We start from the raw sequence: 16,317 nt of genomic DNA on the forward strand, positions 1-16,317 counted from the left end.
CACCGCAGCCGGGAGGACCCCCATGCCGGACGAACGCCTCAGGCACGAGGCCGCCGAGCTGCTGCGCGCGGCGGAGCTGGCACGGACGCCGGTACGGCCGCTGGCCGAGCTGTTCGAGGGGATCGGCACGCAGGACGCGTACGAGATCCAGCTCCTCAACGTCCGCCGCCGCTGCGCCGACGGCGCCACCGTGACCGGCCACAAGGTCGGCCTCTCGTCGCCCGTCATGCAGGCCATGATGGGCGTCGCCGAACCCGACTACGGCCACCTCCTCGACACCATGGAGCTGCACCCCGGCACCCCCGTCCGGGCCGCCGCGTACTGCGCGCCCCGGATCGAGGTCGAGGTCGGCTTCGTCCTCGGCGCCGACCTGCCGGGGGAGGACTGCACCGAGGCCGACGTCCTGGCCGCCACCGAACGCGTCGTGCCCGCCCTGGAACTCATCGACAGCCGCATCGCGGACTGGAACATCACGATCGCCGACACCATCGCCGACAACGCCTCCTCCGCCGGCTACACCATCGGCGAGGGCCGCGACCCGCGCGAGCTGGACCTGAAGGCCATCGGGGCCCGCCTCGACGCCGACGGCGAAACCCTCGCCACCGGCCGCTCCGACGCCGTGCTCGGCGACCCCGCCACCGCCGTGGCCTGGCTCGCCCGCACCGTCGCCCGCTTCGGCGTCCGCCTCCGCGCAGGGCACCTGATCCTCCCCGGATCCTGCACCCGCGCCGTCGACGTCCACGCCGGACGGACCTACACCGCCACCTTCACCGGGCTCGGCCCGGTCTCCCTCTCCTTCCGCTGACCTCCCTTCCGCTGAACGCTGAGGTGCGCATGAAGAAAGCGACCGCCGCCATCGTCGGCTCCGGCAACATCGGCACCGACCTCCTCCACAAACTGCTCCGCTCCCCGTACGTCGAACCCCGCTGGATGATCGGCGTCGACCCCGGCAGTGAGGGCCTCGCCCGCGCCCGCCGGGCCGGGATCGAGGCCTCCCACGAAGGCGTCGACCGGCTCCTCGCCCAGCGGGAGCTGCCCGACCTGGTCTTCGAGGCCACCTCCGCGTACGTGCACCGGGCCAACGCCCCCCGCTACGCCGAACTCGGCATCAAAGCCGTCGACCTGACCCCCGCCGCCGTCGGTCCCGCGGTCGTCCCGGCCGCCAACCTCACCGCCCACCTCGACGCCGCCAACGTCAACATGATCACCTGCGGCGGCCAGGCCACCATCCCCATCGTGTACGCCGTCTCGCGCGTGGTGCCCGTCGCCTACGCCGAGATCGTCGCCTCGGTCGCCTCCGTCTCGGCCGGCCCCGGCACCCGCGCCAACATCGACGAGTTCACCCGCACCACCGCCCGCGGCATCGAGCAGATCGGCGGCGCCGCCCGCGGCAAGGCGATCATCATCCTCAACCCCGCCACGGAGACATCAGCGGCTGGCGTCGCGGGCCCCGTCGTCATGCGCGACACCGTCTTCTGCGCCATCCCCGCCGACGCCGACCGCGAGGCGATCACCGCCTCCGTCAAGGCGGTGGCCGAGGACGTCGCCTCGTACGTGCCCGGCTACCGGCTGCGCGCCGAGCCGCAGTTCGACGACCCCTCCCCGGAGAACGGGGGCAACGCCCGGGTCGCGGTCTTCCTGGAGGTGGAGGGCGCCGGCGACTACCTGCCGCCCTACGCCGGGAACCTCGACATCATGACCGCCGCCGCCACGAGGGTCGGCGAGGAGTTCGCGAAGGGCCTCCACCTGTGAAGACGTACTCCGCCGCGCTCGACGTCCGCGTCACCGACTCCTCCCTGCGCGACGGCTCCCACGCCAAGCGCCACCGGTTCACCGCCCGGGACGTACGGGCGGTCGTCGCCGCCCTCGACGACGCCGGCGTGCCCGTCATCGAGGTCGCGCACGGCGACGGACTCGGCGGCTCCTCCTTCACCTACGGCTTCTCGAAGACCCCCGAGCAGGAACTGATCAAGGCGGCGGCCGAGACCGCCCGCCACGCGAAGATCGCCTTCCTGATGCTCCCCGGACTCGGCGTCAAGGACGACATCCGCGCCGCCCACGCGGGCGGCGGGCGGATCTGCCGGATCGCCACCCACTGCACCGAGGCCGACATCTCCGTCCAGCACTTCGGCCTCGCCCGCGAGATGGGCCTGGAGACCGTCGGCTTCCTGATGATGGCCCACTCCACCACCCCCGAGGCCCTCGCCCGCCAGGCCCGGATCATGGCCGACGCCGGCTGCCAGTGCGTGTACGTCGTCGACTCCGCCGGAGCGCTCGTCATGGACGAGGTCACCGACCGCGTCGCCGCCCTCGTCGCCGAACTCGGCGACGACGCCCAGGTCGGCTTCCACGGCCACGAGAACCTCGGCCTCGGCGTCGGCAACTCCGTCGCCGCCGTCCGCGCCGGCGCCCTCCAGATCGACGGCTCCACCCGCCGCCTCGGCGCGGGCGCCGGCAACACGCCCGTCGAGGCCTTCGCCGCCGTCTGCCACAAGATGGGCATCCGCACCGGCATCGACGTCCTGAAGATCATCGACGCGGCCGAGGACGTGGTCCGCCCCGTCATGGACGAGGAATGCCGCCTCGACCGGATGTCCCTGCTCATGGGCCACGCCGGCGTCTACTCCAGCTTCCTCAAGCACGCCTGGCGGCAGGCCGCGCGCTACGGGGTCTCCGGCGCCGAGATCCTGCTGCGCGCCGGCGAACGCCGGCTCGTCGGCGGCCAGGAGGACCAGCTGATCGACATCGCGATCGAACTCGCCGCCGAGCGCTGAGCGCTGCGTGCTGCGTGCTGCGCGTCGAGCGCCGAGCCGTGCCCCCGTCCCAGACCGCTCACCCCGAAGAAGTGGAGGGCGCCAGCCCATGACATCGACCATCCCCACCCCCACGGCCGGCGAGGACGACGGCCCCCGCGTCATCCGGGCCGCCGCCGTCCCCACCCGCTTCGCCCGCGGCTGGCACTGCCTCGGCCTCGCCGACGCCTTCCGCGACGGCACCCCGCACGAGGTGCGGGCCTTCGGCACCCGGCTGGTCGTCTTCCAGGGCGCGGACGACGGCGCCCTGCACGTCCTGAACGCCTACTGCCCCCACATGGGCGGCAATCTCGCCCACGGCACCGTCAAGGGCGACACCGTCGCCTGCCCCTTCCACGACTGGCGCTGGTCCGGCGACGGCCGCTGCGCCGCCGTCCCCTACGCCCGCCGCGTCCCGCCCCGCGCCCGCACCCGCGCCTGGACCACCCTGGAACGCAACGGCCAGCTCTACGTCTGGCACGACCCCGAGGGCAACCCGCCCCCCGCGCACGTCACCATCCCCGCCATCGAGGGCTACGGCGGCGACGAGTGGAGCGACTGGAGCTGGAACTCCCTGCTCGTCGAGAACGCCAACTGCCGCGAGATCGTCGACAACGTCGTGGACATGGCGCACTTCTACTACGTGCACTACGCCTTCCCGCACTACTTCAAGAACGTCTTCGACGGCCACGTCGCCACCCAGTACATGGAGTCCACCCCGCGCGGCGACGTCGACCTCGGCACCCTCTCCACCGGCGGGGGCCTGCGCTCCGACGCCTCCTACCACGGCCCCTCCTACATGATCGACCGGCTGTGGAGCGATGTCGGCGGCGGCCAGGAGATGGAATCCGTCCTCATCAACTGCCACTACCCGGTCGACGAGAACAGCTTCGTCCTCATGTACGGGGCGATCGTGAAGCGGCTCCCCGGCATGAGCGGCGAACAGGCCGCCGAGGCCGCCCGCCTCACCGCCGGGGGACTCGCCGTCGGCTTCGAACAGGACGTGGAGATCTGGCGGAACAAGACCCGCATCGACAACCCCCTCCTCACCGAGGAGGACGGCCCCGTCTACCAGCTCCGCCGCTGGTACGAGCAGTTCTACGTGGACGCCGCCGACGTCGGGGAGGAGATGGTCCGCCGCTTCGAGTTCGAGATCGACACCACCCGCGCCACCGCCGCCTGGAAGGCCGAGGTCGACGCCAACCTCGCCGCCCGCCGCCGCGCCGAGGCCGGCTGATGCGCCCCGTCGTCTGCGCGGAGTGCGGCAACGAGGTGCTGTGCGAGAAGTTCAGCCCCGCCCACACCCAGGTCCAGTGGACCGCCGAAGCCGCCGCCGTCTGCCCGCGCATCGCCGCGGAGGCCGCCCACGGCCTGCCCAGCGCCCGCGTCCGCTCCTGCCCGGCGCTGGGCGCGAGCATCGAGGCCGCCGTCCGCGAGGGCCGGCTGGAGGTGCCCGCCGGTGCCTGACCGCCCCGACATCCTTACGCGGACCCGCGCGCCCGGACCCGGGGACCCGGCGGCGGCTGCGCCCCGGGGCGGAGCCCCCGGCAGGCTGCCGGTCCGCGTCACAGCCCGCGTCCAGGAGACCCCGGACGCCGTCTCCCTCGTCCTGGACGCGGAACTGCCCTACCGCCCCGGCCAGTTCCTCACCGTCCGGATACCCGGCGGAGCGGCCCGCTGCTACTCACTGGCCAGCTCCCCGCACACCGGCGAGCCGATGCGCATCACCGTCAAGCGGGTCCCCGGCGGCCCCGGCTCCACCTGGCTGTGCGAGCGCGTCGGCCCGGGCGACGAACTGGAGGTGCTGCCGCCCGCCGGAACCTTCACCCCCGGCCCCGGCGGCCTGGACGCCGACCTGCTGCTCGTGGCCGGCGGGAGCGGGATCACCCCGGTGTTCTCCCTGGCCAAGTCGGCCCTGGCGGCCGGCGGGGGACGGGTGGCCCTGGTGTACGCCAACCGCGACCCCGGGTCGGTGATCTTCCGGGACGAGCTGCGGGAACTGGCCGGGGCGCACCCCGGGCGGCTCACCGTCGTGCACTGGCTGGAGGAGCTCCAGGGGCTGCCGTCCGCGGACCGGCTCGGGGGGCTGCTGGCCCCGTACGCCGGGCGCGAGGCGTGGCTGTGCGGGCCGGGCCCGCTGATGGACGCCGCCGAAGCCGCCCTGCGCGCGGCGGGGGCACCCGGGAGCCGGATCCGCCGCGAGCGCTACTTCTCGCTGGGCACCGACGTGTTCGCCGAGCCGGCCCCCGGGCCCGCTCCCGCCGGGGGAGGGGCCGCCGTCGCAGAGGTGGGGCTCGACGGGCGGACCCGGACCGTCGCCTGGGACCGCGGGACGGTGCTGCTCGACGCGCTGCTCGCCGCCGGGCTCGAAGCCCCGTACTCCTGCCGGGAGGGAGCCTGCGCGGCCTGCTGCTGCCGGGTGGTGGAGGGCGAGGTGCGGATGGCCCGCAACGAGGTCCTGGACGGCGAGGACCTGGCCGAGGGGTACGTCCTGGCCTGCCAGGCGCTCCCGCTGACCGACCGGGTCCGGATCACCTACGACCCGTAGCGCGGACGGCGGAAGGGCCCCGGGCCCGGCCCCCTGGCGAGGGGTCGGGGCCGGAGCCCTTCTGGTGCGCTGCCATATGACTACCCGCTACATCCACTCGCTGAACCGCAGCCAGCCCATCATGTTGTCCATCGCCCGCGCCGACACCGCCGGCTCCAGGTCAGGGGGCGGCGCGGACACAGGACGGCCCGCGCGGCCGGGCCCGTACAACTCCCGCCACACCGCCCGCGCGCAGGCCTGCACGGCCGGCGCGAGCCGGGCCAGTTCGCGCTCGCCCCGGCAGGAGGAGACCGAGACGGCGGCGATGGCCCGCCCGGAGCCCCGCAGCGGCGCGGCCACGCAGGAGACCCCCCGGAAGCTCTCCTCCCGGTCGTAGGCGATCCCCCGCTCCCGGGTCGCCGCCAGCTCGGCGCGCAGCGCGAGCGGCCGGACCAGGGTGCGGGCCGTGCGCGGGCGCAGCCCCTGGGCGAGGACGTGCTCGACGGTGCCCGGATCGCTGAACGCGAGCACCGCCTTCCCGGCCGCCGTCGCGTGGGCGGGCATCCGGCCGCCGACCCTGGAGGGCACGGCGGTGGCGTCCGAGCCGCCGATCCGCTCCAGGAAGACCACCTCGGCCCCGTCCAGCACCGAGAGGTGCACCAGCTGCCCGGTCCGCTCGTGCAGTGCGTGCAGCAGCGGCAGGGCCGCCCGGCGCAGCCGGTTGTGGTGGGAGGCGAGGGCGCCCAGCTCCAGCATCCGCATGCCCATCCGGTAGTCCCGGCCGTCGCGGTCCAGCCAGCGCAGCCGCACCAGCTGGTCCAGGATCCGGTGGGCGGAGGAGCGCGGGATCCCGGAGCGGCGCACCACCTCGGTGAGCGAGAGCCGCGGCTGCGCGCCCTCGAAGGCGCCCAGCACCTTCGCGGCCTTCTCCAGCAGTGACAGCGGCGACAGCGGCGGCAGCGGCGCCGGCCCGGAGTCCATGACCTGGTCGAGCACGAGGAAACCCCCTGCGTGAGGCGTTGGGGCGACCCTGCCACGGGCCCCGGGGTGCAGGGAAGCACCGGGAGCCATGTATTTCATTCAGTAATACTCCTGATAGTCCTGTGAGGGACTCCGACGGGCTCCGAGTGACTCCGAGGGCTTCCCGCTCAGCGGGAACAGCGCGTTCCACGCCCCGCGGCCGCGGACGTACCTTCACCGCACCCCGAAGCCGTCGGCCCGTCCGACGACCCAGAGAAGGGACACCATGAGCGACGAAGACGTCCTCGACGCAGTCCGCGCCCTCGCCCCGGCCCTGCGCGAACGCGCCGCCGAGGCGGAGGCCCAGCGCAAGGTCCCCGACGCGAGCATCAAGGAGCTGACGGACACCGGCTTCTTCCGGCTCCTCCAGCCCCGCGCCCACGGCGGTCGCGCCGCCCGCCCCGGCGTCTTCTACTCCGCCGTCAAGGAAGTGGCCAAGGCCTGCGGCTCCACCGGATGGGTCGCCTCCGTCCTCGGCGTCCACCCCTGGCACGTAGCCCTCTACGACCCCCGCGCCCAGCAGGAGGTCTGGGGCGAGGACCGCGACACCCGGATCTGCTCCTCGTACGCCCCCACCGGCCGGGTCACCCCCGTCACCGGCGGCTTCACCCTCAGCGGCCGCTGGCACTTCTCCTCCGGCTGCGACCACGCCGGCTGGGCCCTGCTCGGCGGCCTCGTCACCGACGACGAAGGCCGCCCCCTCGACATGCGGACCTTCCTCGTCCCCCGCTCCGAGTACCGCGTCGACGACGTCTGGGACACCGTCGGCCTGCGCGGCTCCGGCTCCAACGACATCGTCCTCGACCAGGTCTTCGTCCCCGAACACCGCGCCCTCAGCTTCGGCCCGGTCACCGCCCTCCAGGTCCCCGGCCACGCCGCCAACCCCGAACCCGTCTACCGCCTGCCCTACGCGGCCGTCTTCACCACCACCATCTCCACCCCCGTCGTCGGCATCGCCGAAGGCGCCTACGAGGAGTACGTGGCCGCCACCCGCGAACGGTTCCGCGTCTCCTACGGCCAGCAGGTCGCCGAGGACCCCTTCGCGCAGGTCCGCATCGCCCGCGCCGCCAGCGACATTGACGCCTCCTGGCTCCAGCTGCGGCGCAACATCGACGAGCTGTACGCCCTCGCCGAACGCGGCGAACCCCTGCCCGTACGGCTGCGCACCCGCGCCCGCCGCGACCAGGTCCTCGCCACCGAACGCTGCGTCGCCGCCGTCGACCTGCTCATGGAGAACGCGGGCGGCAGTGCCATGCGCACCGGCCCGAACCCCCTCCAGCGGGCCTGGCGCGACGTCCACACCGGCCGCGGCCACGCCGCCAACGACCCCGAGCGGGCCCTGGTCCTCTTCGGCCAGGGCGCCCTCGGCCTCGACATCCAGGACACGATGCTGTGAGCCCCCGCGAAGACCTCACCTACGCGAACACCTCCCGCCTCGTGAAGGCCGGCGGCCTCACCCTCCACCTCCACGAGGCCGGACCGGTGGACGCCCCCGCCGTGATCATGCTGCACGGCGGCGGCCCCGGAGCCTCCGGATGGTCCAACTTCGGCGCCAACCTGCCCCACTTCGCCGCCCGCTTCCGCACCCTGCTCGTCGACCAGCCCTGCTACGGCCGCTCCGACAAGCCCGAACCCGACCGCCACTACTTCGCCTACAGCGCCCGCGCGGTCGTGGCCCTGATGGACGAACTCGGCATCGGGCGCGCCCACTTCATCGGCAACTCCCTCGGCGGCGGCACCGCCGCCCGCCTCGCCCTCGACCACCCGGACCGGGTCGCGAAGCTGCTGCTCATGGGCCCCGGCGGGATCTCCCTCAACCTCTTCTCCGCCGACCCCACCGAAGGCATCCGCCGCCTCACCGAGTTCGCCGCCGCCCCCGAGCCCACCCGCGCGCAGATGCGTACGTTCCTCACCACCCTCGCCCACGACCCGGCCGTCGTCACCGACGCCCTCGTCGAGGAGCGCTACGCGCAGGCCACCGACCCCGAGGCCCGGCTCGGCAACGCCCGCATGGCCGCCTCGTTCGCCAAGTGGCCCGAGGAGACCATGCTCTGGCGCGACGCCCACCGCATCACCTGCCCCGTCCTGCTGACCTGGGGCCGCGAGGACCGCGTCAACCCCGTCGACGGGGCCCTGCTCGCCCTCAAGGCCATCCCCGACGCCCGCCTGCACGTCTTCCCCCGCTGCGGCCACTGGGCGCAGACCGAGGCCGCCGACGAGTTCAACCGCCTCGCCACCGACTTCTTCTCGGACCAGCACAGCTTTCTCCACTGAACCGGACAGGGACCCCGCATGGACATCCGCGCACTCGGCTACCTCCGCATCGAGACCACCGACCTGCCCGCCTGGCGCACCTACGTCCTCGACGTCCTCGGCATGGCCGAGGCGCAGGGCGGCACGGACGCCCTGCTGAACGTCCGCATCGACGACCGCGCCCACCGCTTCCAGTTCACCGCCGGGGACCACGACCGGCTCCTCGCCGCCGGCTTCGAACTCCCCGGCGCCCGCGCCCTCGCCGAGGCCGCCGCCGAACTGGAAGCCGCCGGCTTCCCCGCCAAGCCCGCCGACGCCGCCACCCTCGCCGACCGCCGCGTCCAGGGCCTGATCCACACCGAGGACCCCAGCGGCAACCCCCTGGAGCTCTACTGGGGCCAGGCCCAGGACCACACCCCGCTCCCCGCCCGCTACGGCAACCGCTTCGTCACCGCCGCCGCCGGGCAGGACCTCGGCCTCGGCCACGTCGTGCTCCCCGCACCCGACACCGACGCCACCCTCGCCTTCTACGAGGACCTCCTCGGCTTCCAGCTGCGCGACTCGATGAAGCTGCCCCCGGCCGCCGTCCCCACCGCCGCCCCCGGCCCCGACTTCCACCGGATGCACTTCCTCAGCCCCAACCGCCGCCACCACAGCCTCGGTCTCTACCCCGGCGCGCTGCCCCCCGGCATCGTCCACTTCATGGTCGAACTGGAGCGCCTCGACGACGTCGGCTACTGCCTCGACCGGATGAACGCGGCCGGCATCCCCATCGCCTCCACCCTCGGCCGGCACTCCAACGACCACATGGTGTCCTTCTACGCCCAGGCCCCCGGCGGCTTCCAGGTCGAGTACGGCTGGGACGGCCTCCTCGTCGACCCCGCCGCCTGGACCGCGAAGGAGATCACCGCCGACAGCTTCTGGGGCCACCAGTGGAACGGCTGACGGAGCCCGCCGCCTTCCGCGAGGTCCTCGGCGCCTTCGCCTCCGGCATCACCGTCGTCGCCGCCCTCGACGGCGACGGCCGCCCCGCCGGACTGGCCTGCCAGTCCTTCGCCTCCCTCTCCCTCGACCCGCCGCTCGTCCTGCTGTGCGTCGGCCGGTCCTCCACCAGCTGGCCCCGGATCCGGTCCGCCGGCCGGTTCGGGGTCAGCGTCCTCGCCGAGGAGCAGCGGGCCGTCTGCGAGGCCCTCGGCCGGCCCGGCGACGACAAGTTCGCCGGGCTGGAGTGGGAGGCCGGCGCCGGCGGGGCCGTCCGCATCCCCGGCGCGCTCGCGACCCTCGACTGCGCCGCCGAGTCCGTGCGCGACGCGGGCGACCACCACCTCGTCACCGCCCGCGTCCTCGGCCTCGCCGGCCGCGCGGACGGATCGCCCCTGCTGTACTTCCGCAGCGACTACGCCACCGGAGCCTTCGGATGACAGAGCAGCACGAGTACGCGTACGAGTACGACGTGGTCGTCGTCGGCTCCGGCGCCGCCGGCCTCGCCGCGGCCGTCACCGCCCGGCTGCGGGGCCTGAGCGCCCTCGTCGTGGAGAAGACGGAACTGTACGGCGGGTCCACCGCGCTGTCCGGCGGCGCGATCTGGGTCCCCGGCAACCTCCACCTCGACCGGGCCGGCATCGCCGACACCCGCGACAAGGCGCGCGCCTACCTCGACGCCACCGTCGGAGACCGGGTCCCGGCGGCCCGCAAGGAGGCCTATCTCAGCCACGGGCCGCGGATGGTGCGGGAGTTCCACGAGCGGACCGAGGTCCGCTTCATGTACACCCCCGGCTATCCGGACTACTTCCCCGAGGCGCAGGGCGGCATGGCGCAGGGGCGCTCGGTCGAGCCGTGCGTGGTGGACCTGCGGCGGCTGGGGGAGCGGGCCCGGCACATGCGCCGGGCGGGCCTGCCCACGTACGGGCTGACGATGACCTCGTACGACTTCCGCTTCCTGAACATGGTGACCCGCACCCGGGCCGGCCGGCTGACCGCCCTGAAGGTGGGGGCGCGGGCGCTGGGCGCGCTCGCCACCGGGCGCAGGCCCGTCTCCCTCGGCGAGGCGCTGGTGGCGCGGCTGAGGCTCTCGCTGGACCGGCTCGGCGGGGAGCTGTGGCTGTCCGCCCCGCTGACCGGGCTGGTCACGGACGCGGCCGGCCGGGTGGCCGGCGTACGCGTGACGCGGGCGGGGCGGGAGGTCGCCGTACGGGCCCGGGGCGGGGTGGTGCTGGCCTCGGGCGGTTTCTCGCACGACCAGGAGCTGCGCGAGAAGCACCTGCCCGCACCCACCTCCACCGCGTGGACGCACGCCTCGCCAGGCCAGACCGGCGACGCGCTGCGGCTCGGTGAGGAGCTGGGCGCGGCGACGGACCTGCTGGACCGGGTGTGGGGCGCGCCGTCGGTGTGCCCGCCGGGGAGGAGGCCGTTCTTCCTGGTCGCCGACCGGGGCATCCCGGGGATGGTCATCGTCGACGAGGCGGGGGAGCGCTACGCCAACGAGGCCCTGCCGTACCACGCCTTCACGGACCGGATGTACGCCGCCGACCGGCCGGAGGCGACCACGGTGCCGTCCTGGCTGGTCCTCGACGCCCGCTCCAGGGCCCGCTACATCTTCGCGGGGCTCTTCCCCGGGCAGCCCTTCCCGAAGAGGTGGCTGGAGAGCGGCTTCCTGAAGAAGGCGGCCACCGTGGAGGAACTGGCCCGGCAGATCTCCGCGCCCGCCCTGGCGGCGACGGTCCGCCGGTTCAACGGCTTCGCGGAGCGTGGCGTGGACGAGGACTTCGGGCGCGGAGCGAGCGTCTACGACCGCTACTACGGCGACCCGACGCTGCCCAACCCGAACCTGGCGCCGATCGACAAGGGCCCCTTCTACGCGGTCCCCGTGCACCCGGGGGACATCGGCACCAAGGGCGGCCTGGTCACCGACGGGGACGGCCGGGTGCTGCGCGAGGACTCCACCCCGATCGGGGGCCTGTACGCCGCGGGGAACTGTTCGGCGGCGGTGATGGGGGACACCTATCCCGGTCCGGGGGCGACGATCGGCCCGGCGATGGCCTTCGCCTGGGCGGCGGTCAACGCGATCGCGGGGGAGCGGGGCGCCGCGGCCGGCGGCTCCTGACGGAGCCGTGTGTTCCGCTGTCCGCCCACGGGAACATATGCCCGATACGACGGTGACGGGGGTGGGGCGTGAGGGGCGAACGCTGGATGGCGGCCTTCCTGGGGCTGAACGTCGCCGCGTGGGCGGCGGAGTTCTGGATCCTCTGGGATCCGGACCTCCAGGGCGTCCAGGACGCCATCGGCTGGTGGATGGTCGCCATCTTCCTCGGCTTCCCCATGCTGGTCGGCATTCCGTTCGCGATCTTCTACGAAGAGACCGCGGCACCCGGCGACGGCTCCGGCTCCGGCGAGACCCACGGCGCGCACGAGGAGAGCTGCGGCAGCCGGCTCTACGGCTGCGGCGGCTGAGGCTCGGGCCCCGCAACGGGCGGCCGCCGGGTGGGCGGCCGCCCGCGCGCGCCGGCTCAGGACAGCTTGCCGCCGTAGTCGGGGAGCTTGACGGTGCGCTCGGCGTGGCCGCCGACCAGGTCGCTCTCGTTGTTCCCGATGTTGGCGATGATCGTGTAGCCGCGCGCCTCGATCTCGGCCCGCTTGGCCGTCTTGTACGCGCTGACCTGCTCGAACAGGGCGGGCAGGTCCCGTACGTACAGCCCGTCGACCGGGTATCCGACCTGCTTCAGGTTCCGCTCCGTCATCGAGTAGACGATCCCGGGGCGGGCGGTGACGAAGAAGATCGCCACGCCGCGCTGGTCCGCGTACTGGGTCAGCGCGCGGACCTTCTCGATCGCGGGCGTCGGGAACGTCCAGAACCAGTGGAAGTCCGTCTCCAGCGACGAGTTGTCGATGTCGAGGACGATCGCGGGCTTCTCGCCGGCCGGGGAGGCGGCGATACGCCGCTCGATGGCGGGGCGCGCGGCGTCGACGACGGCGGCCACGTCGCGCTGCCAGGTGGCGTAGTCGATGCCGAGGATCGCCGCGTTCCCGCCGGGCGCGGAGGTGATGGCGGCGGCGGTGACCGGCGCCGGGACCGGCGCGGGGGCGGCGGCGGGGGCCGCTTCGGCGGCGGTGGCCGGGAGCAGGGTCAGCACGGCGGCGGCGACGGCCACGGCGGCGGCTGCGGTACGGGACGTGGGGGTGCGGCGGGTGCTGCGCATGTGGGGGCGCTCCTCGGTCACGGGTTGGCATGTACGTGACCAGAGTTGGCCAGAACCCCACCCATGTCTACTGGCCGGTAGGGAACTTTTCGTGGCCGATCGGTGAATGATCTACGTTCTTCCCGGGGCGGGCCGAACTTGTCCGAAAAGGCGTTCTTGATGGCGGCGCGGCGGCGGATGTGTCATGGACGCGTCATTCACCCGATGACACGCACGGCCCAACCCCCCACGAAAGGCAGTGTGTTGACCGTGACCACCCTCGGCAGAATCGTCAAGCGCTCCCTCGCCGTCGGCGCCGTCGCCCTCGCCGCCGTCAGCCTCCAGCCCGCCGCCGCCAGCGCCTCACCCGCCCCCGTCGTCGGCGGAACCCGCGCCGCGCAGGGCGAGTTCCCCTTCATGGTCCGCCTCTCCATGGGCTGCGGCGGAGCCCTCTACACCCAGCAGATCGTCCTCACCGCCGCCCACTGCGTCAGCGGCTCCGGCAACAACACCTCCATCACCGCCACCGCCGGCGTCGTCGACCTCCAGAGCAGCAGCGCCATCAAGGTCAAGTCCACCAAGGTGCTCCAGGCCCCCGGCTACAACGGCCAGGGCAAGGACTGGGCCCTGATCAAGCTCGCCCAGCCCATCAACCTGCCCACCCTCAAGATCGCCGAGACCAAGGCCTACGACAACGGCACCTTCACCGTCGCCGGCTGGGGCGCCGCCCGCGAAGGCGGCAGCCAGCAGCGCTACCTCCTCAAGGCCCAGGTCCCCTTCGTCTCCGACGCCTCCTGCCAGAGCTCCTACGGCAGCGACCTCGTCCCCGCCGAGGAGATCTGCGCCGGCTACGCCCAGGGCGGCACGGACACCTGCCAGGGCGACTCCGGCGGCCCCATGTTCCGCCGCGACAACAACAACGCCTGGATCCAGGTCGGCATCGTCAGCTGGGGCCAGGGCTGCGCACGCCCCAACTACCCCGGCGTCTACACCGAGGTCTCCACCTTCGCCGCCGCCATCAAGTCCGCGGCCGCCACCCTGTAGCCCCTCCCGCACCACCGTCCTCGTCCTTCCGGCCGGACCCGAACCGGCCGGAAGGACGAGGCGCAATGTCCCGTACACCCCTAAGGTCGGTATCCGCGCCGCCCGCCGCCCTGCGGTTGCGGGCGGCAGCGCACGCGGGTCCCATGGGAGGCATCCAGCGGCATCGGCGGGCGACAGTGGGGCAGGCGGCGCATGACGATCAGAGTGGTCATCGCGGACGACCAGGACATGGTCAGAACCGGATTCCGCATGATCCTCGAAAGCGTGCCCGACATCGAGGTCGTCGCCGACGTCGTCGACGGCGAAGCGGCCCTCGCGGCCGTCGCCGAGCACCGGCCCGACGTCCTCCTCCTCGACATCCGCATGCCCCGGCTCGACGGACTCGAAGTCACCCGCAGGCTCTCCGGCCAGGACACCCCCCGCATCGTCATCGTCACCACCTTCGACCTCGACGAATACGTCCACGCCGCCCTGCACGGCGGAGCCTCCGGCTTCCTCCTCAAGGACGCCAGCCCCGCCATGCTCGTCGAAGCCGTCCGCGCCGCCGCCGCCGGCGACGCCCTCGTCTCACCCGCCATCACCGTACGGCTGCTGCGCGAGATGGCCCCCCGCACAGCCGCCGCCCGGACCGCCCGCCGCCCCGCCGAACCCCTCACCGAACGCGAACTCGAAGTCGTACGCTGCCTCGCCCGCGGGCTCACCAACGCCGAGATCGCCGCCGAGCTCTACGTCTCCCTCTCCACCGTCAAGACCCACCTCGCCAACGTCCAGGCCAAACTCCACGCCCGCAACCGCGTCGAGATCGCCGCCTGGGCCTGGGAGAGCGGCCTCGCCGCCACCACGGCGTGAGCCCCCTCGCCTCCTGGGCACGCCGCCACCCCCGCGCCGCCGACTGGATCCGGCTGCTGCTCTGCCTGCTCCTGCTCTCCCTCGTCACCTTCGAAGGCGTCGTCCTCGCCCGGCAGCCCAGCCCCCCGCACGCCGCCGTCTGGGCCTCCGGCCTCCTCGTCTGCCTCAGCGCGGCACCCTGGCCCGGCATCCCCCTCCTGCCCCGCGCCTGGTTCGCCGCCGCCACCACCTGGACCGTCACCCTCCTGCTGATCTTCGGCAACCGCCCCGTCGTCGTCTGGGGCGCCGGCGAAGCCATCGCCCTGCTCGTCCTCCTCTCCCAGGTCCTGCTCCGCGCCCCCGTCCGCACCGCCGCCGTACTCGGCCCCCTCCTCGGCCTCGGCTGCATGGCCGCCCCCGTCCGCGACACCAGCCCCGGCCGCTTCACCCTCCTCTTCTCCGTCCTCGCCGTCGTCGTGGCCGCCTACTCCCTCGTCCTGCGCCTCCAGGCCGTCCAGCGCGTCCGCGAACTGCACGCCGTCCGCACCGCCGAACGCCTGGAGCTCGCCCGCGAACTCCACGACCTCGTCGCCCACCACGTCACCGGCATCGTCGTCGAAGCCCGCGCCGCCCGCTTCACCCACGTCGACGCCGACCGCGCCGCCGAGGTCCTCGGCCGCATCGAAACCGCCGGCGACGCCGCCCTCGGCTCCATGCGCCGCCTCGTCCGGATCCTCCGCGAGGACGACACCTCCGCCGCCCACCCGGCCACCGCCCCCGTCGCCGGCCTCGCCGACATCCGCGAACTCACCGCACGCTTCTCCGCCACCGGCCCGCCCGTCGTCCTCTACGTCGAACAGGACCTCGAAAACCGCCTCCCCGCCCACGTCGCCGCCACCGCCCACCGCATCGTCCTCGAAGCCCTCACCAACATCGCCAAACACGCCGCCACCGCCACCGCCGTCCGCATCGGCCTGCGCACCGTCCCCACCGGACTCGAAGTACGCATCGCCGACGACGGCGGACACCCCGCCCGACTCTCCGAGAACGCCCGCGGCGGCGGCTACGGCCTCGCCGGAATGGCCGAACGCGCCGAAGCCCTCGGCGGCTCCCTCACCGCCGGCCCCGCCCCCGAAGGCGGCTGGCTCGTCACCGCCCACCTGCCCCTGTGACCCCGCCGCCCGGCCCCCGTCTCACGGACCGACTGACAGAGGTGCCGGCGACGCCCGCCACGTAAGCTCGGGAACCATGAACAACAGCGACATCGACGAGATCGACGAGAACGTCACCGCCGAACTGTCCCGCCTGCGCGACAGCATCGACAACATCGACGCGGCCGTGGTCCACATGCTCGCCGAGCGCTTCAAGTGCACCCAGCAGGTCGGCCACCTCAAGGCCAAGCACCAGCTGCCCCCGGCCGACCCGGGCCGCGAGGCCAGCCAGATCGCCCGCCTCCGCCAGCTCGCCGAAAACGCCAAACTCGATCCGGCCTTCGCCGAGAAGCTCCTCAACTTCATCATCGCCGAAGTCATCCGCCACCACGAGACCATCGCCGCCGGCGAGGAGTCCGGCGAGGACTGACGCCCCCCGGGGCCGGGCACCCGCCCCGGCCCCCCCCCGAAACCCCCGTGAGCAGCCCCCGCCCCCCGGCAGCACGGGACGCACGTCCGCACCGACG

Annotated in this window: 18 protein-coding genes; 16 read left to right on the plus strand and 2 right to left on the minus strand. The window is 73.7% G+C overall.

What is annotated here, in order from left to right; genetic code table 11:
- Nucleotides 1-22: 22 nt before the first annotated feature.
- From AC07A6_RS26175 to AC07A6_RS26200, 6 genes are all read left to right on the plus strand, one after another.
- Entirely contained in the window at nucleotides 23-805 is a 783-nt protein-coding gene (locus AC07A6_RS26175) for a 2-keto-4-pentenoate hydratase (RefSeq protein ID WP_478778769.1), read from the plus strand.
- A 29-nt stretch (nucleotides 806-834) separates the two neighbouring features.
- Nucleotides 835-1,752 carry an acetaldehyde dehydrogenase (acetylating) gene (locus tag AC07A6_RS26180; RefSeq protein WP_478778770.1) on the plus strand — a complete coding sequence of 306 codons (918 nt, stop codon included), beginning with the start codon at nucleotides 835-837 and terminating at the stop codon, nucleotides 1,750-1,752.
- On the plus strand, nucleotides 1,749-2,774 hold the full coding sequence (gene dmpG / locus AC07A6_RS26185; RefSeq protein ID WP_478778771.1) for a 4-hydroxy-2-oxovalerate aldolase: 1,026 nt from the start codon (nucleotides 1,749-1,751) through the stop codon (nucleotides 2,772-2,774). The genes AC07A6_RS26180 and dmpG overlap by 4 nt, the downstream gene beginning before the upstream one ends.
- 88 nt (nucleotides 2,775-2,862) lie before the next feature.
- Complete coding sequence (locus AC07A6_RS26190; protein ID WP_478778772.1) at nucleotides 2,863-4,029, plus strand: 3-ketosteroid-9-alpha-monooxygenase, oxygenase component; 1,167 nt, start codon at nucleotides 2,863-2,865, stop codon at nucleotides 4,027-4,029.
- Complete coding sequence (locus AC07A6_RS26195) at nucleotides 4,029-4,259, plus strand: hypothetical protein (protein WP_478778773.1); 231 nt, start codon at nucleotides 4,029-4,031, stop codon at nucleotides 4,257-4,259. The genes AC07A6_RS26190 and AC07A6_RS26195 overlap by 1 nt, the downstream gene beginning before the upstream one ends.
- The gene (locus tag AC07A6_RS26200) at nucleotides 4,252-5,340 is read left to right on the plus strand and encodes a 2Fe-2S iron-sulfur cluster-binding protein (RefSeq protein ID WP_478778774.1); all 1,089 of its coding nucleotides are present in this window, start codon (nucleotides 4,252-4,254) and stop codon (nucleotides 5,338-5,340) included. The genes AC07A6_RS26195 and AC07A6_RS26200 overlap by 8 nt, the downstream gene beginning before the upstream one ends.
- 87 nt (nucleotides 5,341-5,427) lie before the next feature.
- Here AC07A6_RS26200 and AC07A6_RS26205 read toward each other — a convergent pair whose 3' ends face one another.
- A complete protein-coding gene (locus tag AC07A6_RS26205; RefSeq protein ID WP_478778775.1) occupies nucleotides 5,428-6,315 on the minus strand; it encodes an IclR family transcriptional regulator in 888 nt (295 codons plus the stop codon).
- A gap of 250 nt (nucleotides 6,316-6,565) precedes the next feature.
- Between AC07A6_RS26205 and hsaA the strand changes: the two genes are divergently transcribed.
- The 6 genes from hsaA to AC07A6_RS26235 all read left to right on the plus strand — a co-directional run bounded on the left by hsaA (nucleotide 6,566) and on the right by AC07A6_RS26235 (nucleotide 12,042).
- A complete protein-coding gene (hsaA, locus tag AC07A6_RS26210) occupies nucleotides 6,566-7,735 on the plus strand; it encodes a 3-hydroxy-9,10-secoandrosta-1,3,5(10)-triene-9,17-dione monooxygenase oxygenase subunit (protein ID WP_478778776.1) in 1,170 nt (389 codons plus the stop codon).
- The gene (gene hsaD, locus AC07A6_RS26215; protein ID WP_478778777.1) at nucleotides 7,732-8,613 is read left to right on the plus strand and encodes a 4,5:9,10-diseco-3-hydroxy-5,9,17-trioxoandrosta-1(10),2-diene-4-oate hydrolase; all 882 of its coding nucleotides are present in this window, start codon (nucleotides 7,732-7,734) and stop codon (nucleotides 8,611-8,613) included. Before hsaA ends, hsaD begins: the two co-directional genes overlap by 4 nt.
- Nucleotides 8,614-8,631: 18 nt before the next feature.
- Entirely contained in the window at nucleotides 8,632-9,537 is a 906-nt protein-coding gene (locus AC07A6_RS26220) for a VOC family protein (protein ID WP_478778778.1), read from the plus strand.
- Entirely contained in the window at nucleotides 9,525-10,013 is a 489-nt protein-coding gene (locus tag AC07A6_RS26225; RefSeq protein ID WP_478778779.1) for a flavin reductase family protein, read from the plus strand. Before AC07A6_RS26220 ends, AC07A6_RS26225 begins: the two co-directional genes overlap by 13 nt.
- A complete protein-coding gene (locus tag AC07A6_RS26230; RefSeq protein ID WP_478778780.1) occupies nucleotides 10,010-11,695 on the plus strand; it encodes an FAD-dependent oxidoreductase in 1,686 nt (561 codons plus the stop codon). Before AC07A6_RS26225 ends, AC07A6_RS26230 begins: the two co-directional genes overlap by 4 nt.
- A 68-nt stretch (nucleotides 11,696-11,763) precedes the next feature.
- A complete protein-coding gene (locus tag AC07A6_RS26235; protein ID WP_478778781.1) occupies nucleotides 11,764-12,042 on the plus strand; it encodes a hypothetical protein in 279 nt (92 codons plus the stop codon).
- 56 nt (nucleotides 12,043-12,098) lie between these two features.
- Here AC07A6_RS26235 and AC07A6_RS26240 read toward each other — a convergent pair whose 3' ends face one another.
- Entirely contained in the window at nucleotides 12,099-12,788 is a 690-nt protein-coding gene (locus AC07A6_RS26240) for an HAD family acid phosphatase (RefSeq protein ID WP_478778782.1), read from the minus strand.
- A gap of 204 nt (nucleotides 12,789-12,992) precedes the next feature.
- On the opposite strand from AC07A6_RS26240, the gene AC07A6_RS26245 reads away from it, so the two are divergent.
- The 4 genes from AC07A6_RS26245 (at nucleotide 12,993) to AC07A6_RS26260 (ending at nucleotide 16,220) form a co-directional block, all read left to right on the plus strand.
- The gene (locus tag AC07A6_RS26245) at nucleotides 12,993-13,811 is read left to right on the plus strand and encodes a serine protease (protein WP_362463143.1); all 819 of its coding nucleotides are present in this window, start codon (nucleotides 12,993-12,995) and stop codon (nucleotides 13,809-13,811) included.
- 192 nt (nucleotides 13,812-14,003) lie between these two features.
- Nucleotides 14,004-14,660 carry a response regulator transcription factor gene (locus AC07A6_RS26250; RefSeq protein WP_386271312.1) on the plus strand — a complete coding sequence of 219 codons (657 nt, stop codon included), beginning with the start codon at nucleotides 14,004-14,006 and terminating at the stop codon, nucleotides 14,658-14,660.
- Nucleotides 14,657-15,811, plus strand: coding sequence for a sensor histidine kinase (locus tag AC07A6_RS26255; protein WP_478778783.1), 1,155 nt, complete (start codon nucleotides 14,657-14,659; stop codon nucleotides 15,809-15,811). The genes AC07A6_RS26250 and AC07A6_RS26255 overlap by 4 nt, the downstream gene beginning before the upstream one ends.
- Before the next feature lie 76 nt (nucleotides 15,812-15,887).
- The gene (locus tag AC07A6_RS26260) at nucleotides 15,888-16,220 is read left to right on the plus strand and encodes a chorismate mutase (protein ID WP_362463153.1); all 333 of its coding nucleotides are present in this window, start codon (nucleotides 15,888-15,890) and stop codon (nucleotides 16,218-16,220) included.
- The last annotated feature ends 97 nt before the right edge of the window (nucleotides 16,221-16,317 follow it).

This window comes from Streptomyces sp. NPDC044002 (assembly GCF_056434525.1).

Excerpts from the sequence above, each read along its gene's own strand:
- AC07A6_RS26190 (WP_478778772.1), top strand. The coding sequence starts at position 2,863 with ATGACATCGACCATCCCCACCCCCACGGCCGGCGAGGACGACGGCCCC.
- AC07A6_RS26245 (WP_362463143.1), top strand. The coding sequence starts at position 12,993 with ATGACACGCACGGCCCAACCCCCCACGAAAGGCAGTGTGTTGACCGTG.
- AC07A6_RS26230 (WP_478778780.1), top strand. The coding sequence starts at position 10,010 with ATGACAGAGCAGCACGAGTACGCGTACGAGTACGACGTGGTCGTCGTC.
- AC07A6_RS26240 (WP_478778782.1), bottom strand. The coding sequence starts at position 12,788 with ATGCGCAGCACCCGCCGCACCCCCACGTCCCGTACCGCAGCCGCCGCC.
- AC07A6_RS26175 (WP_478778769.1), top strand. The coding sequence starts at position 23 with ATGCCGGACGAACGCCTCAGGCACGAGGCCGCCGAGCTGCTGCGCGCG.
- hsaA (WP_478778776.1), top strand. The coding sequence starts at position 6,566 with ATGAGCGACGAAGACGTCCTCGACGCAGTCCGCGCCCTCGCCCCGGCC.
- AC07A6_RS26220 (WP_478778778.1), top strand. The coding sequence starts at position 8,632 with ATGGACATCCGCGCACTCGGCTACCTCCGCATCGAGACCACCGACCTG.
- AC07A6_RS26180 (WP_478778770.1), top strand. The coding sequence starts at position 835 with ATGAAGAAAGCGACCGCCGCCATCGTCGGCTCCGGCAACATCGGCACC.
- AC07A6_RS26250 (WP_386271312.1), top strand. The coding sequence starts at position 14,004 with ATGACGATCAGAGTGGTCATCGCGGACGACCAGGACATGGTCAGAACC.
- AC07A6_RS26260 (WP_362463153.1), top strand. The coding sequence starts at position 15,888 with ATGAACAACAGCGACATCGACGAGATCGACGAGAACGTCACCGCCGAA.
- AC07A6_RS26195 (WP_478778773.1), top strand. The coding sequence starts at position 4,029 with ATGCGCCCCGTCGTCTGCGCGGAGTGCGGCAACGAGGTGCTGTGCGAG.